Source organism: Streptomyces lydicus, from assembly GCF_001729485.1.
Classification (GTDB): Bacteria; Actinomycetota; Actinomycetes; order Streptomycetales; family Streptomycetaceae; genus Streptomyces; species Streptomyces lydicus_D.
In genome coordinates this window covers 289,429-314,430 of the sequence record NZ_CP017157.1, presented here as the reverse complement: position 1 = coordinate 314,430, position 25,002 = coordinate 289,429, and the positions used below count along the sequence as shown (strand labels likewise).

Here is a 25,002-nt window from a genome sequence, read left to right as displayed (position 1 = left end):
GAGCGGGCCTGTATACGGGCAGTTCGCGGCGGGGACCGGTCCGGTAGGTGCCGCCGCCGGGCCGCGGGGCGTACCGCGGGCGCGCCACGAGGGCCCGCGCAGGCGGTCCGGTGCCGGGGACGGTGGTGCGGCGGCGGAGCCGGCGGGGCGGGGCACCGGGTGCCGCCGCGGCGGACCCTCGTCCCGCGTCGGGGGCCGCGCGTGCCTCAGCCCCGGAAGGCCCCCCGTGTGGCCCCCGGGGCAGCTCCGGCTGGGCGGCGGCGGGAAATCATCGCCCGGCGGTTTTCGGCCAAACTCCGTTCGGTACAGCCGAGTTGACACATCCGGGCAGCGCGTCAACCGGCGGGCGCGACCGGCTCGTGACCGGCTCGCGCGACGGTCCGGGAAGCGGGCTGCGCCTCCCGGACCGGACCGTCACCCGCGGGGAATGAGGTGACGGTATCCCCCAGCCCACTGGATCCAGTGCAGCGGGCCGACCCACGCAGAAGCCATGGAAGCGTCCCCGGTGGTGGGCGGCCAGCGCGCACGGACGGGCGCACGGGCACACGTACCCGGAGCACATGCCAATCCCCGCACCCCTGTTTGAACATGAATCCCGCCATCCGGGATACCGACTCTTAACGGTCGGGATGCGGCGAACTACTCTGGGTGGACGCATGCCCCGGGGTAGCGGGGCGGCTGTCGCTGTGTCGAGGGGTGCGCATGTCCAGGGATATACGCGGGCCGAACGAGAAGCTCGGCACCGTACTCGCCCTCGCGGGTATCAGCAATGCCGGACTGGCACGCCGGGTCAACGACCTCGGTGCGCAGCGCGGACTGACGCTTCGCTATGACAAGACGTCGGTGGCGCGCTGGGTCTCCAAGGGCATGGTGCCGCAGGGCGCCGCGCCCCATCTGATCGCGTCCGCGATCGGCAGCAAACTGGGCCGGCCGGTGCCGCTGCACGAGATCGGACTGGCCGACGCGGACCCGGCGCCCGAGGTCGGCCTGGCGTTTCCCCGTGACGTGGGCGCCGCGGTGCGCTCGGCGACCGAGTTGTACCGGCTCGATCTGGCCGGACGGCGGGCCGGCGGGGGCGGCATCTGGCAGAGCCTGGCCGGATCCTTCGCCGTCAGCGCGTACGCCACGCCCGCCTCACGCTGGCTGATATCCCCGGCCGACAGCTCGGTGGCGCGGGAGGCGGCCGAGGCCCGCGACAAGGACGCCGCGGCGGCCGGCGACGCCGGGATCCCGCAGCACGTCGGGCACAGCGACGTCAGCAAGCTGCGCGAGGCCGCGGAGGACGCCCGGCGCTGGGACTCCAAGTACGGCGGCGGGGACTGGCGTTCGTCGATGGTGCCGGAGTGCCTGCGGGTGGACGCGGCGCCGTTACTTCTCGCCTCGTACAGCGACGAGGTGGGACGGGCGCTCTTCGGGGCGACGTCCGAACTCACCCGGCTGGCCGGGTGGATGGCCTTCGACACCGGCCAGCAGGAGGCCGCCCAGCGGTACTACATCCAGGCGCTGCGGCTCGCCCGCGCGGCCGCCGACGTCCCCCTCGGCGGGTACGTCCTCGCCTCGATGTCCCTCCAGGCCACCTACCGCGGCTTCGCCGACGAGGGCGTGGACCTCGCGCAGGCCGCCCTGGAGCGCAACCGCGGTCTCGCCACCGCCCGCACGATGAGCTTCTTCCGCCTGGTGGAGGCGCGGGCACAGGCCAAGGCGGGTGAGGCACGCGCCTGCGAGGTGGCGCTGAAGGCGTCCGAGGGCTGGCTGGAGCGCTCCCGCAGCGGCGATCCGGACCCGTCGTGGCTGGACTTCTACTCCTACGAGCGGTTCGCCGCCGACGCCGCCGAGTGCTACCGGGACCTGCGGCTGCCGCGCCAGGTCCGCCGCTTCACCGAGCAGGCGCTGTCCCGCCCGACGGAGGAGTTCGTGCGGTCCCACGGGCTGCGCCTGGTGGTGTCCGCGGTGGCCGAACTGGAGTCCGGCAACCTGGACGCGGCCTGCGCGGCGGGCACCCGAGCGGTCGAGGTGGCCGGCCGCATCTCCTCGGCGCGTACGACGGAGTACGTCCGCGATCTGCTGCACCGCCTGGAGCCGTACGGGGACGAGCCCCGGGTCGTGGAGCTGCGGGAGCGGGCGAGACCCTTGCTGGCGGCGCCGGCTTAGGACGCGGGGGCACGTAGCGGGCGCCGAGGGCCGGGGGTGTCCGGGCGGGGCCGAGGTCGCCCGGGCCCTCTTGTCGTGCCGCCCTCGCCCGAATGTCAGTGCCGGCCGTCATGATGGGATACGTCGTCGGGATTCGGGATGATGCGCAGGTCCGCGCGACGGTCGGGCCTGCGGTCATGCGGTTGGGGAGGTGCAGTGGCGGCGTACGACTGCGACGTTCTGGTGATCGGTGCCGGCATCGTCGGGCTCTCCACGGCCCATGCGATCACGCGTGCCGCGCCGGGGACCCGCGTCGTGGTCCTGGAGAAGGAGTCCGGTCCGGCCCGCCATCAGACCGGGCGCAACAGCGGCGTGATCCACAGCGGCATCTACTACCCGCCCGGCTCGCTCAAGGCCCGCTTCGCCCTCCAGGGCTCGGCGGAAATGGTCAAGTTCTGCACCGAACACGACATTCCCCATGAGGTCACCGGCAAGCTGATCGTCGCCACCGACCGCAGCGAGCTGCCGCGGCTGCACGGACTGATCCAGCGCGGCCGCGAGCACGGCCTGCCGGTCCGCGAGCTGGGCCCGGCCCAGATAGCCGAGTACGAACCCGAGGTGCGCGGCCTGGCCGCCATCCACGTCGGCACGACCGGCATCTGCGACTTCACCGCGGTCGCCCGGCAGTACGCCCGCCTCGCGCAGGACGCCGGCGCCCGGATCGTCCACGACGCCGAGGTGACCACGATCGGCCGCCGCCCCGGCCGGGTCGCGGTCCGCACGGCCGACGGCACGGTCCACCGCGCCCGCGCCCTGGTCAACTGCGCCGGTCTGCACTGCGACCGGATCGCCCGGCTGGCCGGCGACGCGCCGGGCATGCGCATCGTCCCGTTCCGCGGCGAGTACTTCACCCTCGCCCCGGAGCGTGCCTCCCTCGTCCGCGGCCTGGTCTACCCGGTCCCCGACCCGGCCTTCCCGTTCCTCGGCGTCCATCTGACCCGCGGCATCGACGGCGCCGTCCACATCGGCCCCAACGCCGTCCCCGCGCTGGCCCGCGAGGGCTACGACTGGCGCACGGTCCACCCCGCCGAGCTGGCCGGCACCCTGATGTACCCCGGCTCCTGGCGGATAGCCCGCCGCCACTGGCGCTACGGCGCCGGCGAACTCCACCGCTCCCTGTCCCGGCGAGCCTTCGCCGACGCGGTCCGCCGCCTGCTGCCCGCCGCCCGCGAGGAGGACCTCCGCCCCGCCCCGGCCGGTGTCCGCGCCCAGGCGGTGCTGCCCGACGGCACCCTCGTCGACGACTTCCTGATCGCCGACTCCCCCGGCATGATCCACGTCCTCAACGCCCCGTCCCCCGCGGCCACCGCCTCCCTGCCGATCGGCCGCGAGGTGGCCCGGAGGGTGCTGGGGATACTGGGCCCGACCCGCGCATGACGCCACGCGTCGGGGCCCTCACACGGAGGTGAGGGCCCCGGTACGGCGTCCGAAGGGGTCATCCCCGGACGGCACGCACAGCCGTCGGCACGGACGTCGGCTGACCGGCACCTTGAGTCGGGGGCGGGCGGGGAGTGCTCGGGTCCGTGGACCGCGCCCCTCACCTTGTCCTTGCCGTCCCGGGGCGCGGCACCGTACCCGCCGCCCGGGGGCCGGCCGCCGCAGCCGCTCCCCGCCGCCCCGACCGCCGCCCCCGTAGAATCGACGCACTGTGTCCGAGAACTCCACCACCCCCGCCACCGCCACCGCGGAACCAGACGCTCCGGAAGCCGTCACCGCGGCGGCCCCCCAGTCCGCCGACGCGTCCCAGCGGCGCGGCGGTCCCATGTTCCCCGACGGAACGGGGCCCGCGGCCGACCCTGCCGGGTCGCACCACGAGCGGCGGATCCGGTCCTTCCAGCCCCGCCGCAGCCGGGTCTCGCCCAGCCAGGCCGACGCCCTGCGGCGGCTGTGGCCGACGTGGGGACGGGACATCGACGGGCTGTCCCGCATCGACCTCGACGCGTTCTTCGGCGGGCTGCCGGTCGTCCTGGAGATCGGCTTCGGGATGGGTGAGGCCACCGCGCAGATGGCGGCCGCCGACCCGACCACCGGCATCCTGGCCTGCGACGTCCACACCCCCGGCCAGGGCAATCTGCTCGGTCTCGCGGAGCGGAACGGCCTGTCCAACGTCCGGGTGGCCAACGGCGACGCGATCATCCTGCTGCGCGAGATGCTCGCTCCCGCGTCCCTGGCCGGCCTGCGCGTCTTCTTCCCCGACCCGTGGCCCAAGAAGCGCCACCACAAGCGGCGCCTCATCCAGCCGGAGTTCCTCGCGCTGGCGACCAGCCGGCTAGCGCCCGGCGCGCTCGTCCACTGCGCGACCGACTGGGAGCCGTACGCCGAGCAGATGCTGGAGGTCCTCTCCGCCGAGCCGACCCTGGAGAACCTCCACTCCGGCTACGCGCCGCGGCCGGACTTCCGGCCCCTGACCAAGTTCGAGGGCCAGGGTCTGGAGAAGGGGCATGTCGTCCATGACCTGCTCTTCCGCCGCCGCGACGAGCAGGGCGCCCCGGCCGCGTGATGCCCGGGGTGCCGGGGCCTCGTTAGGGTCGAGGGGTGTACCCGTCCGACCCGTCCCCGCACTCCGCCGCGCCCGCCCCTCCCCCGTACACACCGCACGCGGACGCAGTCCCTCCGTACGGGCACGACGCCCACGGCACCTGCTGCCGCGGGCCTGAGCGCGCCGCCGACCAGGGAATCTGCGCCCGCGGCCGGCACGCCGGCTCCCGGCGCCGCACGCTCCCCTGGCACAGCAGGACCGTCCGCGCCGTCGCGCTGATCTGCCTGCTGGCGCTCTCCGGGGTGGTCCTCATCGGCCTGATGCGCCGGGAGACCGGCACCGAGGGGCTGCTCGTCGGGCTCGGCCTGGCGGTCTTCCCGTTGCCGCTGCTCATCGCCGCGTTCTGCTGGCTGGACCGCATCGAGCCGGAGCCCTGGCGCAACCTCGCGTTCGCCTTCACCTGGGGCGCCTGCGCCGCGACCCTGGTCGCGCTGCTGGCCAACGGCTTCGCCACCGACTGGCTGGCCGCCAACATCGCCTCACGCTCCCCCTCCGAGGCCGAGGCATGGGGTGCCACCGCGATCGCCCCGGTCGTCGAGGAGACGGTCAAGGCCGCCGCCGTCCTGCTCCTCTACCGCTTCCGGCGGCGCGACTTCGACGGCATCACGGACGGCATCGTGGTCGCCGGGATCACCGCCACCGGCTTCGCCTTCACCGAGAACATCCTCTATCTGGGCAACGCCTTCGGCGAGGACCAGTCCCTGGGCCACTCCGGCCTGGACTCGCGCACCGCGGGCACCTTCTTCGTCCGCATCGTCGTGTCCCCCTTCGCGCACCCGCTCTTCACGATCCTCACCGGCCTCGCGATCGGCATCGCCGCCACCCGCTACCCGCGCCGCCGCAGCGCCCGGATCGGCCTGGCCGCCCTGGGCCTGCTGACGGCGGTCCTCCTGCACGCCATCTGGAACGCCGCCTCCTCCCTCGGCGATCCCGGCTTCCTCCTCGTCTACGGCCTCTTCATGGTCCCCGTCCTGCTCACCCTGACCTGGCTGGCGATCTGGGCCCGCAACCAGGAGCTCCTCTCCGTACGCGGCTACCTCGCCCCGTACGTCGCCACCGGCTGGCTCCACCCCACCGAGCCCACCGCGCTGTCCTCCCTCAAGACCCGCGCCCTGGCCCGGGACCTGGCCCACCGCGCCCAGGGCCCCACCGCCGCCCGCGCCGTCGCCGAATACTCCGCCCTCGCCACCACCCTCTCCTTCCACCGCCGCCGCGCCCACCTCACCGGCCCCACCCCAGACTTCACCACCCGGGAACACCACCTGCTCCAACACCTGCGGCACTACCAGGCATGGGGGCGACCGGCGCTGGAACGGGCGTTGGAGGCCGACGGCCGGGCACCCGGGACACCGGCGCCGCCTCCCCCGGCACAGAACACCGGCGGCACGGGGGACCGGCGGGGGATGCCCTGACACCCCGCGATGCCCTCCGGCACAATGGTTACGTGCCTGTCACACCCTCTTCCCCCGGCGTCTCCGCCCGTATGAGCGTCCAGGCCCGTCGGGACACCGTCCCCGAAATCGCTGTCCGGCGCCTCCTGTACGCCTCGGGCCATCGCTACAGACTGCAGCGCCGCGTCCCCGGTTTCGCCCGCCGCACCATCGACATCGCCTTCCCGGGCCCCAAGGTCGCGGTGTTCCTCGACGGCTGCTTCTGGCACGGCTGCCCCGAACACGCCACCCGTCCCAAGGCCAATGCCGACTGGTGGCGCGCAAAGCTCGACGGCAACATCGCCCGCGACCGGGAGACGACCGCGCACCTCGTGGAGCTCGGTTGGACGGTGCTGCGCTTCTGGGAGCACGAGGACCCGGCGGCCGTGGCGGACCGCATCGCGGGGGTCGTCTCCTCCATGGCACGACGCCGACGCCGAGAACCCCACGTCCGTGAGGACGACTCCGGGTCGCGTCCGTCGGCCTCGCCCGACACGACCGCGCCGAAAGCGTAGCCTCGGGGCAGTTGTCTCTGATGCGGAGGTTTCACTGATGGCCGGCGTACCGACAAGTGTGGTTGCGGCGACGGGGCTGCTGGGGGGCTACGGCGTGGCTCGTTGGACCAAGAAGCGGCCGTTGGGCGGGGCGGCGCTGGCGGCGGCGGGGGCTGTGGCGGCCAAGGGGTGGCAGAAGAAGGCCGGTACGAAGACGGCGGCGGCGTTGAGCGGGGTGTATGTGGCGGCGTTCGCGGGGTCGCATCCGCTGGCGAAGAAGATCGGGGCCTGGCCCTCGGTGTTCGCGGTGGCGGGCGGGGTCGCGCTGGCGTCCTGGGCGGCGGTCGACCGGCGGGGGAAGTGATCCCGGCAGCGGCCCGCACGGTGGCCGAGCGTCGGCGGCCGGGGTCGTGAGACCGGCGGCACGGTGCGCAACGGGGCGGGGCACCTCCAGGGGTGCCCCGCCCCGTTGGTGTGCGGGTGCGGTCAGGCCGACGCCTCGGTCAGGAGGGCGAGTTCGGCGTCCGTGAGGGTCAGGTCGCCGAGGGCCAGGAGGGCCGGGAGCTGGGCCGTCGTGCGGGCGCTGGCGATGGGGGCGGCGACGGTCGGCCGGGCGGCCAGCCAGGCGAGGGCCACGGTGGCCGGCTCGGCACCGTGGGCGGCGGCGACCGTGTCGAGGGCCTGGAGCACCCGGCGGCCGCGCTCGGTGGCCAGGTGCTTGGCGGCGGCCTGGGAGCGGACGCTCTCCACCGTGCTGTCCGGGCGGTACTTACCGGTCAGGAAGCCGGACGCGAGGGCGTAGTAAGGCACCGCGACGACGCCGTGCCGGGCGGCGACATCGGCGAGTTCGCCCTCGTAGGTGTCGCGGGAGACCAGGTTGTAGTGCGGCTGGAGCGCGACGTAGCGGGCCACGCCCTCACGGGCGGAGAAGGCCAGCGACTCCTCCAGGCGCTGCGCGGAGATGTTGGAGGCGGCGATCTCGCGGACCTTGCCCGCCTTGACGAGGTCGTCGAGTGCGGTGAGGAATTCCGGGACCTCGACCGACTCGTCGTCGTAGTGGGTGTAGTAGAGGTCGATGTAGTCGGTGCGGAGGCGGGTGAGGGACTCGTCGACCGCGGACTTGACGGTGGCGGCGCTCAGGCCCTTGTAGTCGGGGTGGGCGCCGACCTTGGTGGCGATGACGACGTCGGCGCGGTTGCCGCGCGAGGCCAGCCAGTTGCCGATGACGGTCTCGGATTCACCGCCCTTGTTGCCGGGGACCCAGGCCGAGTAGACGTCGGCGGTGTCGATGAAGTTGCCGCCGCCGGCGACGTACGCGTCGAGCACGGCGAAGGACTCGGTCTCGTCGGCCGACCAGCCGAAGACGTTGCCCCCGAGGCAGAGCGGGGAGACGGAGAGCGAGCCGAGGGCGCGGTGGCCTTGTGGGGTGGGGTGTGTCGCGGTCATGCGTAGGTGCAGCGTCAGGGGGAGGCGGGGTATTCCCCGGAGGAGGGCCCAGGGTTTTCCTGGGAGCCCCCTCCGGGCGGCGGCGGCAGGTGGCCGTGCGCCGGTGCCTCAGACGTTGACGCCGTGGTCGCGCAGCCACGGCATCGGGTCTATCGGGGAGCCGGCGTCCGGGCGTACCTCCAGGTGGAGGTGGGGACCGGTGACGTTGCCGGTGGCGCCGACGCGGCCGATGACGTCGCCGGTGCTGACCTTCCCGGAGGTCTTCACCATCGACGACAGGTGGCAGAACCAGAGCTCGGTGCCGTCGTCGAGGGTCAGGACGATGCGGTAGCCGTACGAACCGGCCCAGCCGGCCTGGGTGATGGTGCCGGAGTGCACCGCCTTGACGGGCGTACCGGTCGGCGCGGCGAAGTCCTGTCCGGTGTGGTCCGCCGCCCAGCGGTCGCCGGCCTGGCCGAAGCTGGCGGTGAGCGTGTAGGAGGAGACCGGGGCGAGGAAGCTCTTCGCCAGTTCGGCGAGGCGTGCGGCCTCCGCCTTCTGACGGGCCGCCTCCTCGGCCTTCCGCTTGGCCTCCTGCTCCGCCGCCTTCTTGGCGGTCTCGGCCTGCTCGGCGGTCTTCCTGGCGGCCGCGGCGTCGGCCGCGGCCTGCTTGACGGCGGCGCCCTCGGCGGCCTCGCGGGCCTCCTCCTCGGCGGCGTCCTGCTGGGCGTCGGCCTGCTGGAGGATGCGGCTGCGCAGCGCCTCGCCGGCGCCGTCGCCCGTACCGGAAGCGTCCGTGCGGGCGGTGGTGCGGCTGAGGGGTCCCGCCTCGTCGGCGGCCGACGGGGTGGAGTCGGCAGAGGTGGCGGCGTGGGCCGACGTGGCGGAGGGGGAACCGGAGTCGGATATCAGCCCGCCGACGGCCGGGAGGGAGGCCGCGTCCGGCAGGCTGTCGGCGAGGTCGTGCACCATCCCGCCGACGTCCGGCATCGAGATCGGGACCGGCGGGCGGTCCTCGGCGCTGGCCATGCCCCCCGCGCCGACCGCGGCGATGACGCCGACACCCAGGACCGTGCCACTGCGGGCGAGTCCGCCGCCGCGCTGCTTGGCCACCCGGTGCTTACCGCGGACGGGCCGGACGGACCCCTCTGTGGGGTCCCATTCCTCCCAGGGACCGTCGCCGTCGAATTCCGCGTCGCCACCCGCATAAGCCGGGCCGGCAAAGGCTCCCCGGTCGTCGAGTTCGTACGCGGACGGAGCCTCGGGGGCAGGCTTGTTGGACGCCACGGGGGCGCACTCCTTTCCTTCCTTCTCGCCTACCGGGTTAGCTGACGGGTTCGGAGCAGGAAGGTCTCCTACGGGCGCCTTCTGGCGGAGGCGTCCGATTCACCCCAAGGTGGTGGTTCCCCGGTTCCCTTGGTGCAGTTCGAGGTGCTGGAGGTGCGTGAAGTGCGCGTGCGGGATTCGGCGTCGGCGCGCGGCGCCGCCACTTACGGCGGCTGGGACGACCGCGCTGCGTTATCGGACAGTAATAGAGATCGAGGCTGTTTTCCAAGCCTTCCTGGGAATCCTTATGCGCCGCGCACAACGTTTGGCGTGGACTTTTTCGGCCACCGTGGCCGTAATCCGGGCGAGTTGACCGTCCGCCGCTAAACGATCTCCCGTTGATTGTGCGTCAGTTGTTATGCGGAGGGGTGCCCGCCGATTACGGAACGTGAGAGCGTAACGTCGGATCATGGTCGTCAACGCCGAGAGCACCGGAAACGTCGAGAGCCTCGCGAACGCCGGGCGCCACCGCACCGGAAGCGGAAGCGACGCCGGACGGGGAAGCGGCCCCGGACACGGCCCGGGACACGGACACGGCCCCGCGCGAGGGCACGGCAGCGGCCCCGGCAGCGCGTGGGACGTGGCGCGGCGGTACCAGGAGTTCTCGTGGCGGGAGGCCCGCGGACGGTCCGACGCCCATGAGGAGTTGAGCGCGCGCATCGGCGAGGACGCGGAACTGTGCGATCTGCTGTCGGGCTCACTGCCCGCCGGCAACAAGCAGCAGCCGAACCTCCTGCTCGCCGCCGTCCGCCACCTCGACGGCCCGCACGCGGAGCTGGGTCCGCGCGGCGAGTCGGCGTACGGGCGCTGGCGCGAGTGGACGATCCGGCACTGGGACGAGGTGCGCGCGGTGATCATGCAGCGCGCCACGCAGACCAACGAGCCCGGCCGCTGCGCCACGTTGCTGCCGCTGCTCGCCCGGTTGCCGCAGCCGCTGGCCCTGCTGGAGGTCGGCGCCTCCGCCGGCCTGTGCCTGCACCCCGACCGCTACCGCTACCGCTACGAGCACGACCACGCGTACGGGGACGGCAACGGGGGCGGGTACGACGGCGACGGCACGTACGGCCACGAGGTGGGCGCACCCGGGAGTCCGGTGGTCCTCGGGTGCCGTACGGACTGGGCGCCCGGGGAACTGCCCGGCCGGCTGCCCGAGGTGGTCTGGCGGGCCGGGATCGATCTCGACCCGCTCGATCCGGTCGCCGAGCCGGAGGACCTGCGGTGGCTGCGGGCGCTGGTCTGGCCGGGCGAGGAGGAGCGTGCGGCGCGGCTGTCCGCCGCCGTCGACGCCGTACGGGCGGTGCCGCGGCCGCGGATCGTCCGCGGCGATCTGATCGAGGAACTGCCCGCGCTGGCTGCCGAGGCGCCGCCCGGGGCGACGCTGGTCATCTTCCACAGCGCGGTGCTGAGCTACCTTCCGCCCGCCCGCCGCGAGGAGTTCGCGCGTCTCGTGCGGACGCTGCTCGACGGACGGGCCGGCGGCGGGCACTGGATCGCGAACGAGCACCACTCCGCCCTGCCGTGGCTCCCCGCGCCGGAGCCCCGTCCGGCGCGGCCGGACGACACCCTGCAGCTGACCCTCGCCCTGGACGGCCGCCCGGTCGCCCGCACCGGCCCGCACGGGCAGAGCCTGCACCGGCTGTAGGAGGCACGGGGCGGCGGAAGAACGCCCGGCCCCGCCCACCGCGGCAGCCCGCCCGCGCCGCTGCTACGCCCCCATCGGCCGCTGCACCGCCAGCAGGGCCATGTCGTCCGCCGGCGCCCCACCCGTATGCCGGCCGACCTCCTCGACGAGCGTGTCCAGGAGGCTGTCCGGCCCGGGGAAACGGCGTCCACGCAGCCGGGCGGACGCGTCGTAGAAACGGCCGCGCAGGTCCCGCGCCTCGGTCACCCCGTCGGTGAAGAGCAGCAGCAGCGAGCCGGCCGGGAAGAACGTCTCGTCCGCCCGGTCCGGCCAGCTCGCCACCTCGCTCATCCCCAGGGGCAGCGCCGGTGCCGCGGGGGCCAGCTCGCGCAGCCCGCCGTCCGGGGCGAGCATCAGGGGCGCCGGGTGGCCGCGGTTGAGCACCCGCAGCACGGACGGCCCGTCGGACGGGATCTCGGCCAGTACGGCGGTGGTGAACCCCTCGTACCGATCGAGCCCCTCGCGCCGTCCGCCCTCCCGCTGCAACGCCCGCTCCAGCCGGGCCGCCACACCCTCCAGGCCGGCCTCCTGCTCCGCCGCCTCGCGGAAGGCGCCGATGACGACGACCGCGGCCTCCACCGCCTCCAAGCCCTTGCCGCGCACGTCGCCCACGATCAGGCGGACGCCGTGCGGGGTGTCCTGCACCGCGTAGAGGTCACCCCCGATCCGGGCGTCCGCCCGCGCGCCGACGTAGCGGGCGGCGACCGCCAGGCCGGCGACCCGCCCGGGCGGCAGCGGCAGCAGGGCGCGCTGGGCGGCCTCCGACACGTCCCGTACGGACGCCAGACGGTCATCGCTCAGCCGGACGACCCGGTTGATGCCGAGGGCGAGCAGCGCGACGACGAAGACGGTGGCGACCTCGGTCACCGACTCGTGGTAGTCCAGGGCGGCGCTGCGATAGACCACCACCCAGATCTCACCGACCATCGCCGCCAGCGCGGTGAGCGCAGTGACCCGCAGGGTGCAGAGCGGCGCGGCGACCAGTGGGGCGGCGGAGAAGAAGGGGGCGGCGGTGTAGCTGGGCGGTGTCGCGAGGTCGAAGGCGAGGCCGCCGACGATCAGTACGGCGGGCAGCCAGCGGGCCAGCCGCCGGGCCACCGGGGGCATCCGGTCACGGCGCGCCCGTCGCTCCCCGTCGCCCGTAGGGGGCCCGTCGCCGCCTTGCCGCATCCGCTCCGGCCTCTCCCGCTCCGCCCGTCGGACGAACACATCGGCGGACCAACACCGTGGGCCGACGCGTACCCCCGCCTGCCCGTACACCGTCGTGCCGGCCGCCCCGACGTCCCCAGGCTTTCGGCTGCCGGAGCCCCCGGCGACTCCTCAGGGGCCGGACGGGTCACGGCGCACAGGCCCGGGGCCGGCAGCCCGGACACGGCCGGCAGCGGCGCAGGGCGCCGCGGGCTCAATTCCCGCGCCCGCCCGGCATCTGACCCGGTGAATGCCGGGCGCCCGCCACACGGGCCCGGCGTACCGCGGCCGGAACGACGAAGCGCCCCGGCCGGTCCGTACCGGTCGAGGCGCCGCTCCGCAGGCCAGGGGTGCGTCCTGCGATGGATTCGGTGGGCCATCAGGGGCTCGAACCCTGAACCAATGGATTAAAAGTCCACTGCTCTGCCAATTGAGCTAATGGCCCGCACCGAGCAGCATAGCCGGAGGATCGGCCGCAGCCCGAAGGCATTAGGGATCGGGCCGGTCGGAAGGCCCGCGCACGGCCGCCGGCCGGCGTTGCGGCGGTGCGCCGCGCCCCGGTCGGCCCGGCCCGCTGCCTCCCCCAACGCACAGGGCCCGTACGGCACTTGCGTGCGTACGGGCCCTGGTGTCAGCCCTTCGGATCAGGGCTGCGGATCAGCTTGTGGCTGCCGCGGAGGGTTCCGGCGGTCAGCCGTTGCGCTTCCAGCGGGGCTTGTCGTCGCGGCGGCCGTAGGAGCCGGCCGGAGCGCCACGGTGGTCGTCGCGGCGGCCGTACGGGCGGTCGCCGCCACCGGAGCGGTGGCCACCGGAGGCCGGACGGCCACCGGAGCGGTCGTCGCGGTTGAACGGGCGGTCGCCGCCACCGGAGCGGTAGCCACCGGAGGAGCGGCCGCCGCGGTCGTCACGGTTGAACGGACGGCTGGGGCGGTCACCGCGGTCGCGGTTGAAGCCACCGCGGTCGTCGCGGCGGTCGCGGTCGAAGCCACCACGGTCGCCACGGTCGTCCCGACGGTCACGGTTGAAGCCACCACGGTCACCACGATCGTCGCGGCGGAAGCCACCACGGTCATCCCGACGGTCACGGTTGAAGCCACCACGGTCACCACGGTCGTCGCGGCGGTCACGGCCGAAGCCACCGCGGTCACCGCGGTCATCCCGACGGTCGCGGTTGAAGCCACCACGGTCACCACGGTCGTCGCGGCGGAAGCCACCACGGTCACCGCGGTCGTCCCGACGGTCACGGTTGAAGCCACCACGGTCACCACGGTCGTCGCGGCGGTCCCGGCGCTCGAAGTTGCCCCGGTCGTCACGGCGCTCGTCGGAGGCGGCGGCCTGCGCCGGCACCGAGGCTTCCGCGGCGACCTCCGCCTCGGCGGTCTCGGCGGCGGCGGCGATCGCCTCGGCCGGGTCCTCACCGCGCTCGCGGGCGGCGCGGGCGGTCAGCCGGTCGGCCTCCTCGCGCAGCTCGGTGGCGCGGCGCTGCAGCCGCTCCAGCTCGCGGGTGAGCTCGGCCACCTCGCGCTCGGCCTGCTTGGCGGAGTTGTTCGCACCGTCGGCCTGGACCTCGGTGAGCGAACGGGCGCCGGTGATCCGGGCCACGTCCTCGTCGAACGCGCCGGAGCCGCCGACGATGTGCCGCGAGGCGTCCACGCCGGCGTCCTCCATGAGGCGGAAGATCTGACGGCGCTGGTGCGGCAGCGACAGCGAGACGACGGTGCCGGACTGGCCGGCCCGGGCCGTACGGCCGGAACGGTGCAGGTAGTCCTTGTGGTCACCGGCCGGGTCGACGTTCAGGACCAGGTCGATGCCGTCGACGTGGATACCGCGGGCGGCGACGTCGGTGGCGACCAGCGCGTTGACGTAGCCGTCCTTGAAGTCGGCCAGGACGCGGGTACGCGCGCCCTGGGTCATGCCGCCGTGCAGCGCGTCGGCCTTCACGCCGGACTCGACCAGCTGCTCGGCGATGCGGTCCGCGCCCAGCTGGGTGCGGACGAAGATGATCGTGCGGCCCTTGCGGGCGGCGATGGCGGCGGTGACCGGCGCCTTGTCCTTCGGCTTCACGACGAGGACGTGGTGGGTCATGGTCGTGACGTTGCCCTGGGCGCTGTCGACCTCGTGGCTGACCGGGTCGGTCAGGTAGCGCTTGACCAGCGTGCCGATCTCGTTCTCCATCGTGGCGGAGAACAGCATCCGCTGACCGCCCGCGGGCACCTGGTCGAGCAGCTCGGTGACCTCGGGCAGGAAGCCCAGGTCGGACATCTGGTCGGCCTCGTCGAGGACCGCGACCTGGACGTCCTCCAGGGAGCAGGCGCCGCGGTTGATGATGTCGCGCAGCCGGCCCGGGGTGGCGACGAGGAGGTCGACGCCGCGCTCCAGGGCGTAGATCTGGTTGCCCATGGACGTACCGCCGCAGACGACCTTCATCTTGAGGCCGAGCACGTCGCCGTAGGGCTGGAGGGCGTCCGCGACCTGCATCGCGAGCTCACGGGTCGGGGTGAGGATGACCGCGCGCGGCTTCTTCTTGTCGGTGTGGCCGCCGGCGAGGCGGGCCAGGGTCGGCAGACCGAAGGAGAGGGTCTTGCCGGAGCCGGTGCGGCCGCGGCCCAGGATGTCCTTGCCGGCCAGCGCGTCCGGGATGGTCGCGGCCTGGATCGGGAAGGGGGTGGTGACGCCGTTCTGCGCCAGCTTGCGGACGACGCCCTCGGGCAGTCCGAGGTCGGCGAAGGTGACGGTGTCCGTCGTGGCGTCGGTGTCGGCGTCGGACTCGACCGCGGCTGCGGCCGAGGTCACCTCGGCGGCCGTCTGCTCGTCGAACGCGGGCATGACGGACTGCTCAGTGGAAATGGACATGCGAAATGCGAAACCTTCCGGAGTCTCGGCACGCGCCCAAACTCCGTGTGTTTCACAACGACCGCCTCAATGCGGTCAGCCACGGCAAGGGAGAGAACGCGCCACGCGGCGCGCTTCTGTTCTGGCGCCGGGCAAATGGGATCAAACGATCTACCACCATACGCACTCGGCCCCCCGGATGGCAAATGACGTCCCGGCCACCGCCCTCTCACCCCTCCCCCGACGAGGCTACGCGCCCTTCAGGCCCCGCTCTCCTCACCCGGATCCCCGGGCTCCCCCGGCTCCATCAGCGACGCCATCGGCGAGACCGACGACGGCCCGGAGGCATGGGCGCTCGGCGGCGGCGCGGGCGTGCTGGGCGGCGGGGTCGGCGGCGCGGTCGGGGTGCTGGGCACGGGCGAGGGGGGCGGCGGGGTCGGCCGGTCGGGGTGCGACGGCGAGGGCTTCGCGGGGCCGGGCCGGCCGTCCGCGCCGCCGGGGCCGCCCGCGCCGGGCTCCGGCCCGGACGGCTGCACCGGGCTGGCGGGCATACCGGGCTCGGACGGGGTGGCCGAGGCCCCGGCGGACGCCGCGTCCTTCTTCCCGCCACCGCCGGCCGGGTGCGCCCCGCCGTTGCGCCCCGGCCGGTGCGGCCCGGTGCCGCGGCCGTCCACGGTCACCCCGCCGGGGCCGGGCGCCGCGTCCTTCCCGTCGTGCTGTGCGGCGCTGCCGGGCCGCTTCGGCTGCGGTGCGTCGCTGACGCTCATGCAGCCGGCCAGGGACGCGGCCAGCGCGGAGACGGTGACGGCGACGGCCAGGACCCGGGAGCGCACCGGCCCCGGGGGCGGGGCGGCGGGTACCGGGGCAGGGGGTGGCATCGGGGACGAGTGACGACAGGGGCGCGGGCGCACGGCGGGACCTCCGGATCCGGAGCGCAGGGACGGCGGCACGGACGCCTTGCCCAACTCCCGTCCACCGCTTGAGGACACGCGCCCCGCCGCGCCGATCGCGTACGCCGGGCCCGCGGCCCCGCGCGAAAACCCCGCCTCCCCGCCCTCCGGCGGCGGGGTGAGCGCTACCCGTAGCCCAGCGCGTGCAGCCGCTCGTCGTCGATGCCGAAGTGGTGCGCGATCTCGTGAACGACCGTCACCTCGGTCTCCGCGACCACGTCCTCGCGCGTGGCGCACATCCGCAGCGTCGGCCCCCGGTAGACGGTGATCCGGTCCGGCAGCACGCCCGCGTACCACTCGCCGCGGTCGGTCAGCGGGGTGCCCTCGTACAGCCCGAGCAGCTCGGGGTCGGCGGCCGGGGGCTCGTCCTCGACGAAGACCGCCACGTTGTCCATCAGCCGGGTCAGCTCCGGCGGGATCCGGTCCAGCGCCTCGGCGACCAGTTCCTCGAACTCCTCGCGCGTCATTTCCAGCACACCACCATTCTCCGCTACCGGGTCCCGGATCCGATGGTCGCGGACCGGCCGCCGCCCCGCAGCGCAACCGGATCCGCCGCCCCCGGCGTAACGACCGCCCCGCCCGGGCATACGCGACCAATGGCACGCGTCGAGCGCTCCCGGACACCACGGCCCGACATACCGCGAAGCCCCCTGCGCCGGCTGCTCCGTACCCGCCTCGACGGCGTACGCGCGCTGCCCGCGGCCGTCCGCCGCGGCTGTCGCGCCCGCCGTACGCCCCCCACCGCCGTCCTCGTCCAGCCGCCGCATCCCTGGGCCCGGGCGCTCGGCCTGACGGCCGTCACCGTCCTCGGCGCCTGGCTGGGCCTGGTGCTCCTCGGCACCTTCCACGCCCCCGTCGGCCCGATGGACACCAGCATGGCGCTGCGCCCCTCACTGACCGGCGGCACCAGGATCAACGTCTCGCCGCTCGGCGACCTGGAACTGCGCAGCCATGACGCGCCCGTACGGCTCGACGTCGACGTCGACCGGCTCGACCCGGTCCGCTCCCAGGCCCTGGTCGCCCACCCCGAGCGGTTCGCCGGGCTGCAGGACGAGGTCACCCGTGACGTCACCCGGGGCGCCCTGGGCCTGGCCCTGCAGTCCTGCGTCGCGGTGGCGTCCGGCGCCACCGCGCTGGGCCTGGCCGTCTACCGCCGCCCGCGCCGCGCCCTGGCCGCCGGCGGCCTGGCACTCACCCTGCTGGGCGCCTCCGCCACCGCCGCGTACGCCACCTGGAACCCGAAGTCCGTCCTGGAGCCGAAGTTCTCCGGCCTGCTCTCCTCGGCCCCGTCCGTGGTCGGCAACGCCCGCAGCATCGTCAGCGAATTCAACGTCTACCAAAAGGAGTTGGCGCGCCTGGTCACCAACGTCACCAAGCTCTACGACGCCACGTCGACGCTGCCCGCCTACCAGCCCGACCCCACCACCCTGCGCGTCCTGCACGTCTCCGACATCCACCTCAACCCCGGCAGCTGGCGGATCATCGCCTCGCTGGTGAAGCAGTACCGGATCAACGTGATCATCGACACCGGCGACACCATGGACCACGGCTCGGCCGCCGAGAACCACTTCCTGGACCCGGCCTCCGCCCTGGGCGCCCCCTACGTCTGGGTGCGCGGCAACCACGACTCGCGCACCACGCAGAAGTACCTGACCGGCCGCAGGAACGTCACCGTCCTCGACAACGGCAAGGTCACCCGGATCGCCGGCGTACGCATCGCGGGCATCGGCGACCCGCAGTTCACCCCGGACCGCTCCGTCGTGGCGGCCGGCGACCCCGCCGAGCGCACCGCCGGCGGGCGCCTCGCCGACGTGCTGCGCACCGAGCGGCTGGCCGGGACCCCGGTCGACATCGCGCTGGCCCACAACCCGGCCGCCGCGACGGAGACCGACGGCCTGGTCCCGCTGGCCCTGGCCGGCCACATCCACCACCGCGAGAACACCACGCTGCCCCGGGGCACCCGGCTGATGGTCGAGGGCTCGACCGGCGGCGGCGGGCTGCGCGCGGTGCAGAACAAGAAGCCCGCGCCGGTTCAGGCTTCGGTGCTCTACCTGGACCGCGGGACCAAGCGGCTGCAGGCGTGGGACGAGATAACCCTCGGCGGGCTGGGGCTCTCCCGCGCGGAGGTCAGCCGCCACCTCCCCCGCGAGAACCAGCCCGGCGGCACGCCGGCGCCGCCCCGTCCGCGTCACCCGTCCGCGCCGTCCGCCGGCCCCTCGTCCGGCGTGCTCCCGCCGCCGGCCAGGAGTCCTTCCGGCAGCCACGGGTAAACCGTTTTGGCGAACGGTCCTCCCATCCCATATGCTTCTCACGTCCCCGACGGCGCCGGTAACGACGCCAAGGTGGCCACCAGCCCTCATCGTCTAGTGGCCCAGGACGCCGCCCTTTCAAGGCGGTAGCACGGGTTCGAATCCCGTTGGGGGCACGCATCACCGTGTGCGAGACTGGCTCAGGCCGCTTTCGCGCAATGCAAGGTCCTGTGGAGCAGTTTGGAGTGCTCGCCACCCTGTCAAGGTGGAGGCCGCGGGTTCAAATCCCGTCAGGACCGCTGCGGCTGGGTAGCTCAGTTGGTACGAGCGATCGCCTGAAAAGCGATAGGTCGCCGGTTCGACCCCGGCCCCAGCCACACCCATTGGGAGAAGGCCCCGATTCACTGAATCGGGGCCTTTTTCGTTGTTGCTCCGTGGTTCCGGTCCGTCCGCTCCCCCTCCGGCTGCCGGAAGATCAGCCGGGTGCCGCGGGGGCGGCCGCGAGCTCGCGGCCGCCGGGGTGCCGGTGGCGCCAGCCCCAGAAGACGGCGCAGGAGACCGCCGACCAGCCGGCCAGCACCAGGAAGGGGAAGGCGTGCTGGTGGCCGCCGAAGTAGACGGCGGTGTGCTGGGCGTTGACCGAGGCGCCCGGCGGCAGCCAGCGGCCGATGTGGCCGAGCGCGGACGGCAGCAGCGGCCAGGAGACCGCGCCGCCCGAGGAAGGGTTGCCCAGCAGCACCATCAGCCCCCAGGTGGGGAGCATCGCCCAGCGCCCCATCAGGGTGTTGAACATGGTGAAGACCATGCCGGAGGTGAACATGGTCAGCGCGAGGATCAGCCAGGACTCCAGGAACGGCAGCCGCAGCGCGCCCAGCCACCAGTCGACCACCGCCGCGATGGCGAAGCCACCGAGCAGCGCGTAGGCCACCGTGAAGGCGATCCGCTCGGCCGGGTCGAGGGCGCGGGCGTGCACGCTGAGCTGGATGGCTCCGACGAAGCCGATGATCACGGCGGCCAGCGAGATGTAGAACAGCGCGAGCCCGCGCGGGTCGCCCTTCTGCAGCGGATTGATGTCCCGGAGGGTGACGTCCACACCGGTAGCCCTGCCGACCTTCACACCGGCCTCGGCCAGCAGCTGGGCCACCGTCGCGCCCGAGGCGCCGGAGACGTCCAGTTCCACGTGGTTGCCGCGGTCGTGCAGGATCGCGAACTCCTCCTGCTCGTCGACGGCCCGCCGGGCCCGGTCGTACGTGGCGTAGCCGGTCAGCCGGAGGGACGCGTTCAGCGCCTTCTCCATCCCGAGGACGAACGCCTTCTCCTGCGGGGCGCGGGGCGAGCCGACCACGGCGGTCGGGATGTGCCGCGGGGTCGGGTTGGCCATGGCGTAGGTGTACGAGCCGGCGAACAGGCCGGCCGCCGCGGCGAGGATGAGGACCAGCACGCAGGCGGGGAAGAACGGTGACTTCTTGAAGGCCGCCCACTTCTCCGCGGCGGTCCCGGGCCGTCCGTGGGCGCCGTGCGGGGCGGAGCCGCCGTTCCGGTCCGGTTCACCGTTCCGGCCCTGGTCGTCGCTCGGGTCGGGGGCGCCGCGGTGATCAAACATACGGCCACGCTAAAACACAGATGTCGGACATACCCGGGCAGGTGCTCCGGCGCCGCGCCCCGGTGTCCGCGGGCCGGCCGCGCGGCAAATGGTTCGCCAGTCGTTCGGCCGAGGTGAGATCCTGGGGGACGTATGTCCAGTCAGCCTGCCTCCGCCCTGCCCGACGGCACTGCTCACGCCGCGTCCGGCGCCACCGCTCCCACCCTTCCCGCCCTGCTGGAGCGCCTGCCCGAGCTGATGCTGCGCGATCAGCAGCGGCTGGGCCGCCGGCTCGACGGCGCCCGCCGGATCCGCAAGCCCGAGGCCCGGGCGGCGGTGCTCGCCGAGATCGCGCAGCACCTCGACGAGGCGGAGCTGCGGGTGGCGCAGCGGCGCGCCGCGGTACCGGAGATCACGTATCCGGAAGAGCTGCCGGTCAGCCAGAAGAAGGACGACATCCTCGCCGCGATCCGCGACCACCAGGTCGTGATCGTCGCCGGTGAGACCGGCTCCGGGAAGACCACGCAGATCCCGAAGATCTGCCTGGAGCTCGGCCGGGGCGTGCGCGGTCTGATCGGGCACACCCAGCCGCGCCGGATCGCCGCCCGTACGGTCGCCGAGCGGGTCGCCGAGGAGCTGAGGACCCCGCTGGGCGAGGCGGTCGGCTGGAAGGTCCGCTTCACCGACCAGGTCGGCGGCGACACCCTCGTCAAGCTGATGACGGACGGCATCCTGCTCGCCGAGATCCAGACGGACCGCGAGCTGCGCCAGTACGACACGCTCATCATCGACGAGGCGCACGAGCGCAGCCTCAACATCGACTTCATCCTCGGCTATCTGGCGCAGCTGCTGCCCCGGCGCCCGGACCTGAAGGTCGTGATCACCTCCGCGACCATCGACCCGGAGCGGTTCGCCCGGCACTTCGGCTCCTTCGCCACGGTCGGGGCCGCCCCGGCCGCCGCGCCGGGCGACGGCGACGAGCAGCCCGGCGCGCCGATCGTCGAGGTCTCCGGGCGTACGTACCCGGTCGAGGTGCGCTACCGGCCCCTGCTGGAGGAGGGCGGCCAGGACGCGGACCGCGACCAGATCACCGCGATCTGCGACGCGGTGGACGAGCTCCAGGCCGAGGGCCCCGGCGACATCCTGGTCTTCCTCTCCGGCGAGCGGGAGATCCGGGACACCGCGGACGCGCTCAACAAGAAGCAGCTGCCGCGCACCGAGGTGCTCCCGCTGTACGCCCGCCTGTCGCACGCCGAGCAGCACCGGGTCTTCCAGCGCCACACGGGCCGGCGCATCGTGCTCGCCACGAACGTCGCCGAGACCTCGCTGACCGTCCCCGGCATCCGGTACGTCATCGACCCGGGCATGGCCCGGATCTCGCGCTACAGCTACCGCACCAAGGTCCAGCGGCTGCCCATCGAGCCGGTCTCGCAGGCCAGCGCCAACCAGCGCAAGGGCCGCTGCGGCCGTACGAGCGACGGCATCTGCATCCGGCTCTACTCCGAGGACGACTTCCTCTCCCGCCCCGAGTTCACCGACGCGGAGATCCTCCGTACGAACCTCGCCTCGGTCATCCTCCAGATGACCGCGGCCGGCCTCGGCGAGATCGAGAAGTTCCCGTTCATCGACCCGCCGGACCGCCGCAACATCAAGGACGGCGTCGATCTGCTCAGCGAGCTGGGCGCGCTGGACACCAAGCAGAAGGACCCCCGCAAGCGGCTGACCCCGATGGGCCGCAAGCTCTCCCAGCTGCCGGTCGACCCCCGATTGGCGCGGATGGTGCTGGAGGCGGACCGCAACGGCTGCGTCCGCGAGGTCATGGTGATCGCGGCGGCGCTGTCCATCCAGGACCCCCGCGAGCGGCCCTCCGACAAGCAGCAGCAGGCCGATCAGCAGCACGCCCGCTTCCGGGACGAGTCCAGCGACTTCCTGGCGTTCCTGAACCTGTGGCGGTACATCCGCGAGCAGCAGAAGGAGCTGTCCTCGTCGGCCTTCCGCCGGATGTGCCGCAGCGAGTTCCTCAACTACCTCCGCATACGCGAGTGGCAGGACATCTACTCCCAGCTGCGGACGGTCGCCAAGTCCATGGGCATCCACCTCAACGAGGAGGACGCGGCGCCGGACCACGTACACACCTCTCTGCTCTCTGGTTTGCTTTCGCACATCGGACTGAAGAACGCCGGGCTGGAGGGCGGGAAGGAAACGGGCGGCAAGAACGAGTATCTCGGCGCCCGCAGCGCCAAGTTCGCGGTCTTCCCCGGCTCCGCGCTCTTCAAGAAGCCACCGCGCTGGGTGATGTCGGCGGAGCTGGTCGAGACCTCCCGCCTGTGGGCGCGGGTGAACGCCAAGATCGAGCCCGAGTGGATCGAGCCGCTCGCCCAGCACCTGGTCAAGCGGACGTACAGCGAGCCGCACTGGGAACAGAAGATGGCCGCGGTGATGGCGTACGAGCGGGTGACGCTCTACGGCGTCCCGATCGTCGCCCAGCGCAAGGTCAACTACGGCCGGATCGATCCGGAGACCTCCCGGGACCTGTTCATCCGCAACGCCCTGGTCGAGGGCGACTGGCGCACCCATCACCAGTTCTTCCATGACAACCGCAAACTCCTCGGCGAGGTCGAGGAGTTGGAGCACCGCGCCCGGCGCCGCGACATCCTCGTGGACGACGAGACGCTCTTCGACTTCTACGACCAGCGCATCCCCGCCGAGGTGGTCTCCGGGGCGCACTTCGACTCCTGGTGGAAGAAGAAGCGCCACGAGGACGCGGAGCTGCTGAACTTCGAGCACTCCATGCTCATCAACGAGTCCGCGGAGGCCGTCACCAAGGACGACTACCCGGATTCCTGGCGGCAGGGAAAGCTGAAGTTCAAGGTCACCTACCAGTTCGAGCCGGGCGCGGACGCGGACGGCGTGACCGTCCACATCCCGCTCCAGGTGCTCAACCAGGTCTCCTCCGAGGGCTTCGACTGGCAGATCCCGGGCCTGCGCGAGCAGCTGGTGACGGAGCTGATCCGCTCGCTGCCCAAGCCGATCCGCCGGAACTACGTCCCGGCGCCGAACTTCGCGGCCCGCTTCCTGGACTCGACGGTGCCCCTACAGGGCTCGTTGACGGCGTCGCTGGCCGCGGGGCTGCAGCGGATGGTCGGCGTCCCCGTCGACGCCGCGGACTTCGACCCGGGCAGGATTCCCGACCACCTCAAGATCACCTTCCGGGTGGTCGACGAGCGGCGCCGCAAGCTCGCGGAGGCCAAGGACCTGGAGGCGCTGCGGCTCCAGCTCAAACCGAAGACCCGGGCGGCGATCTCCAAGGCGTTCGAGGAGGCCGCCGGGCGGCCCGCCGGGGACCGCAAGGGCGGCGGGGCAGGCTCCGACGACGACCGGCCGCCGGCCGGCCCGGAGCAGCGGACGGGGCTGACGTCCTGGACGATCGGCACGCTGCCGCGCACCTTCGAGACCCGGCGGGCGGGCCAGCCGCTGAAGGCGTACCCGGCGCTGGTCGACGAGGGCAGCACCGTCGCCGTACGGCTCTTCGACACCGAGGCCGAGCAGCTGACCGCCATGTGGGCGGGCACCCGTCGCCTCATCCTGCTCAACATCCCCTCCAACCCCGCCAAGTTCGCCCAGGACAAGCTGAGCAACCAGCAGAAGCTCGCGCTGTCCCGCAATCCGCACGGCTCGATCGCGGCGCTCTTCGAGGACTGCGTCACCGCGGCCGCCGACCGGCTGATCGCGGCCCGGGGCGGCCCGGCGTGGGACGAGGAGTCCTTCCGGAAGCTGTTCGACGCGGTCCGGGCCGACCTGGTGGACGTCACCCTGCGCACCATCCAGCAGGCGCAGGAGGTCCTGGCGGCCTGGCAGGCGTGCGAGCGCCGGCTGAAGGAGACCACCTTCCCCTCGCTGCTGCCGTCGCTCGCGGACGTCAAGGAGCAGCTGGCGGCGCTGATCAAGCCGGGCTTCGTGACGGCGCACGGCGCCAAGCGGCTGCCGGACCTGATGCGCTATCTGGTCGCCGCCGACCGCCGGCTCCAGCAGCTGCCCACCAACGCCGAGCGGGACCGCACCCGTATGGCGAAGGTGAAGGAGATGCAGGACGAATTCGCCTGGCTGCTGGAGCAGTTCCCGCCCGGGCGCCCGGTGGCGGCCGCGGCGCTGGAGATCCGCTGGATGATCGAGGAGCTGCGGGTGAGCTACTTCGCGCACGCGCTGGGCACCGCGTACCCGGTCTCCGACAAGCGCATCGTGAAGGCGGTGGACGCCGCGGTCCCCCGCTGAGGGGCGGCCCCCGGTATCGAGTTCGACCGCACCCCCTGACCTGCTGTACAGTCTTGCTTCGCAGCCCGCCGCAAGCGGGAGGCAAACGCAAGGTCCTGTGGAGCAGTTTGGAGTGCTCGCCACCCTGTCAAGGTGGAGGCCGCGGGTTCAAATCCCGTCAGGACCGCTTTTTTACGGCCCGCATCGCTCGTCGATGCGGGCCGTAGTGCGTTGTGGGCCGCCGTCCGGACAGCGGCCCGGACCAGCCGCTTCCCGGCCTCCGGCCGACTCCGGGCGGTGACCGGCGCGCTGCCGGCCGTATTGACTGCGGGCCGCACCCCCGGTACTCACATGGAAAGGCGTGGGGGCCGGGGAGGGACGTGCGATGACGACTGCGGTACGGCACGAGACCAAGGCGCTGCTGCGAGCCCATCTGGCGGCCGCGACGGGCTACCGCCATCTGACCCGGCACTGCCCGGTCTGCCATCAGCTGCTGCGGCTCGCCATGGAGCCGCACACGGCCCCCTCGGGCGCCCCGGCGCCCGCGTCCGCCCCGGCGCCCGCTCCGGCCGTCTGCGAGCCGTCCGCGGCCGAGGACGAAAGTCCCGCCGCCGGGTGACCGAAGACGCCTGCGCCGCGGTCCGCGCGGTGAGAGGCTGAGCGGTGTCAACGGGGAAAGTTCACTACCGCAGCGGACGTATCGGGTTCAAGCGGTGCGCCATGTGACGGGAGTCACCGAACTGGTTTCCCGGGACGGGGAACTTACACCCTCCCTACAACCAGTCAATTTAATATGTGCAATTGCACCACCCCCGAAAGACTCCGGGAGGAGGCCGTCGGGTCCACGCGGGAAGGCCCCTGCAGG

At 73.2% G+C, this 25,002-nt stretch carries 17 protein-coding genes, 5 tRNA genes and 1 riboswitch; of the genes, 14 read left to right on the top strand and 8 right to left on the bottom strand.

Annotated elements, in window-relative coordinates; translation table 11 throughout:
• Window positions 1–702: 702 nt before the first annotated feature.
• From SL103_RS01390 to SL103_RS35670, 6 genes are all read left to right on the top strand, one after another.
• Window positions 703–2,151, top strand: coding sequence for a hypothetical protein (locus SL103_RS01390; RefSeq protein ID WP_006604728.1), 1,449 nt, complete (start codon window positions 703–705; stop codon window positions 2,149–2,151).
• A gap of 195 nt (window positions 2,152–2,346) precedes the next feature.
• Window positions 2,347–3,567, top strand: coding sequence for an L-2-hydroxyglutarate oxidase (gene lhgO / locus SL103_RS01385; protein WP_208869787.1), 1,221 nt, complete (start codon window positions 2,347–2,349; stop codon window positions 3,565–3,567).
• A gap of 271 nt (window positions 3,568–3,838) precedes the next feature.
• Entirely contained in the window at window positions 3,839–4,690 is an 852-nt protein-coding gene (gene trmB, locus SL103_RS01380; protein ID WP_069566946.1) for a tRNA (guanosine(46)-N7)-methyltransferase TrmB, read from the top strand.
• A 35-nt stretch (window positions 4,691–4,725) separates the two neighbouring features.
• The gene (locus tag SL103_RS01375; protein ID WP_079145507.1) at window positions 4,726–6,141 is read left to right on the top strand and encodes a PrsW family intramembrane metalloprotease; all 1,416 of its coding nucleotides are present in this window, start codon (window positions 4,726–4,728) and stop codon (window positions 6,139–6,141) included.
• 71 nt (window positions 6,142–6,212) lie between these two features.
• Entirely contained in the window at window positions 6,213–6,674 is a 462-nt protein-coding gene (locus SL103_RS01370; RefSeq protein WP_069566945.1) for a very short patch repair endonuclease, read from the top strand.
• A gap of 37 nt (window positions 6,675–6,711) precedes the next feature.
• Window positions 6,712–7,017: a hypothetical protein gene (locus SL103_RS35670; protein WP_079145506.1), complete on the top strand. Its 306-nt coding sequence runs from the start codon at window positions 6,712–6,714 to the stop codon at window positions 7,015–7,017.
• A 122-nt stretch (window positions 7,018–7,139) separates the two neighbouring features.
• Here SL103_RS35670 and SL103_RS01360 read toward each other — a convergent pair whose 3' ends face one another.
• Window positions 7,140–8,099: an aldo/keto reductase gene (locus tag SL103_RS01360; protein ID WP_069566943.1), complete on the bottom strand. Its 960-nt coding sequence runs from the start codon at window positions 8,097–8,099 to the stop codon at window positions 7,140–7,142.
• A 108-nt stretch (window positions 8,100–8,207) separates the two neighbouring features.
• Window positions 8,208–9,365 carry a M23 family metallopeptidase gene (locus SL103_RS01355; protein ID WP_069566942.1) on the bottom strand — a complete coding sequence of 386 codons (1,158 nt, stop codon included), beginning with the start codon at window positions 9,363–9,365 and terminating at the stop codon, window positions 8,208–8,210.
• Between the two features lie 11 nt (window positions 9,366–9,376).
• A riboswitch (cyclic di-AMP (ydaO/yuaA leader) is annotated at window positions 9,377–9,522 on the bottom strand.
• 291 nt (window positions 9,523–9,813) lie between these two features.
• On the opposite strand from SL103_RS01355, the gene SL103_RS01350 reads away from it, so the two are divergent.
• Entirely contained in the window at window positions 9,814–11,046 is a 1,233-nt protein-coding gene (locus SL103_RS01350; protein ID WP_079145505.1) for a DUF2332 domain-containing protein, read from the top strand.
• Window positions 11,047–11,109: 63 nt separating this feature from the next.
• Here SL103_RS01350 and SL103_RS01345 read toward each other — a convergent pair whose 3' ends face one another.
• The 5 genes from SL103_RS01345 to SL103_RS01325 form a co-directional block, all read right to left on the bottom strand.
• Window positions 11,110–12,192: a PP2C family protein-serine/threonine phosphatase gene (locus SL103_RS01345; protein ID WP_069566941.1), complete on the bottom strand. Its 1,083-nt coding sequence runs from the start codon at window positions 12,190–12,192 to the stop codon at window positions 11,110–11,112.
• A 453-nt stretch (window positions 12,193–12,645) separates the two neighbouring features.
• A tRNA-Lys gene (locus tag SL103_RS01340) sits at window positions 12,646–12,718 on the bottom strand.
• 245 nt (window positions 12,719–12,963) lie between these two features.
• Window positions 12,964–15,126, bottom strand: a complete 2,163-nt coding sequence (locus SL103_RS01335) for a DEAD/DEAH box helicase (RefSeq protein ID WP_069566940.1) — start codon at window positions 15,124–15,126, stop codon at window positions 12,964–12,966.
• A 239-nt stretch (window positions 15,127–15,365) separates the two neighbouring features.
• Window positions 15,366–15,983, bottom strand: a complete 618-nt coding sequence (locus tag SL103_RS01330; protein WP_244303816.1) for a hypothetical protein — start codon at window positions 15,981–15,983, stop codon at window positions 15,366–15,368.
• Between the two features lie 197 nt (window positions 15,984–16,180).
• On the bottom strand, window positions 16,181–16,531 hold the full coding sequence (locus tag SL103_RS01325; protein WP_069566938.1) for a metallopeptidase family protein: 351 nt from the start codon (window positions 16,529–16,531) through the stop codon (window positions 16,181–16,183).
• Window positions 16,532–16,651: 120 nt separating this feature from the next.
• Here SL103_RS01325 and SL103_RS01320 point away from each other — a divergent pair, with 120 nt between their 5' ends.
• The 4 genes from SL103_RS01320 to SL103_RS01305 all read left to right on the top strand — a co-directional run bounded on the left by SL103_RS01320 (window position 16,652) and on the right by SL103_RS01305 (window position 18,681).
• The gene (locus SL103_RS01320) at window positions 16,652–18,325 is read left to right on the top strand and encodes a metallophosphoesterase family protein (RefSeq protein WP_069566937.1); all 1,674 of its coding nucleotides are present in this window, start codon (window positions 16,652–16,654) and stop codon (window positions 18,323–18,325) included.
• An 82-nt stretch (window positions 18,326–18,407) separates the two neighbouring features.
• Window positions 18,408–18,480 (top strand) — tRNA-Glu (locus SL103_RS01315).
• A 48-nt stretch (window positions 18,481–18,528) separates the two neighbouring features.
• Window positions 18,529–18,603: transfer RNA gene (locus SL103_RS01310), tRNA-Asp, on the top strand.
• Between the two features lie 4 nt (window positions 18,604–18,607).
• Window positions 18,608–18,681 (top strand) — tRNA-Phe (locus tag SL103_RS01305).
• Window positions 18,682–18,779: 98 nt separating this feature from the next.
• On the opposite strand, the gene SL103_RS01300 is transcribed toward SL103_RS01305, so the two are convergent.
• Window positions 18,780–19,907 (bottom strand): hypothetical protein, encoded by a 1,128-nt coding sequence (locus SL103_RS01300; RefSeq protein ID WP_069566936.1) that lies wholly within the window; start codon window positions 19,905–19,907, stop codon window positions 18,780–18,782.
• A 132-nt stretch (window positions 19,908–20,039) separates the two neighbouring features.
• On the opposite strand from SL103_RS01300, the gene hrpA reads away from it, so the two are divergent.
• The 3 genes from hrpA to SL103_RS01285 all read left to right on the top strand — a co-directional run bounded on the left by hrpA (window position 20,040) and on the right by SL103_RS01285 (window position 24,756).
• Window positions 20,040–24,158, top strand: coding sequence for an ATP-dependent RNA helicase HrpA (gene hrpA / locus SL103_RS01295; RefSeq protein ID WP_079145503.1), 4,119 nt, complete (start codon window positions 20,040–20,042; stop codon window positions 24,156–24,158).
• 91 nt (window positions 24,159–24,249) lie between these two features.
• Window positions 24,250–24,324: transfer RNA gene (locus tag SL103_RS01290), tRNA-Asp, on the top strand.
• Between the two features lie 198 nt (window positions 24,325–24,522).
• The gene (locus SL103_RS01285; RefSeq protein WP_069566935.1) at window positions 24,523–24,756 is read left to right on the top strand and encodes a DUF6274 family protein; all 234 of its coding nucleotides are present in this window, start codon (window positions 24,523–24,525) and stop codon (window positions 24,754–24,756) included.
• The last annotated feature ends 246 nt before the right edge of the window (window positions 24,757–25,002 follow it).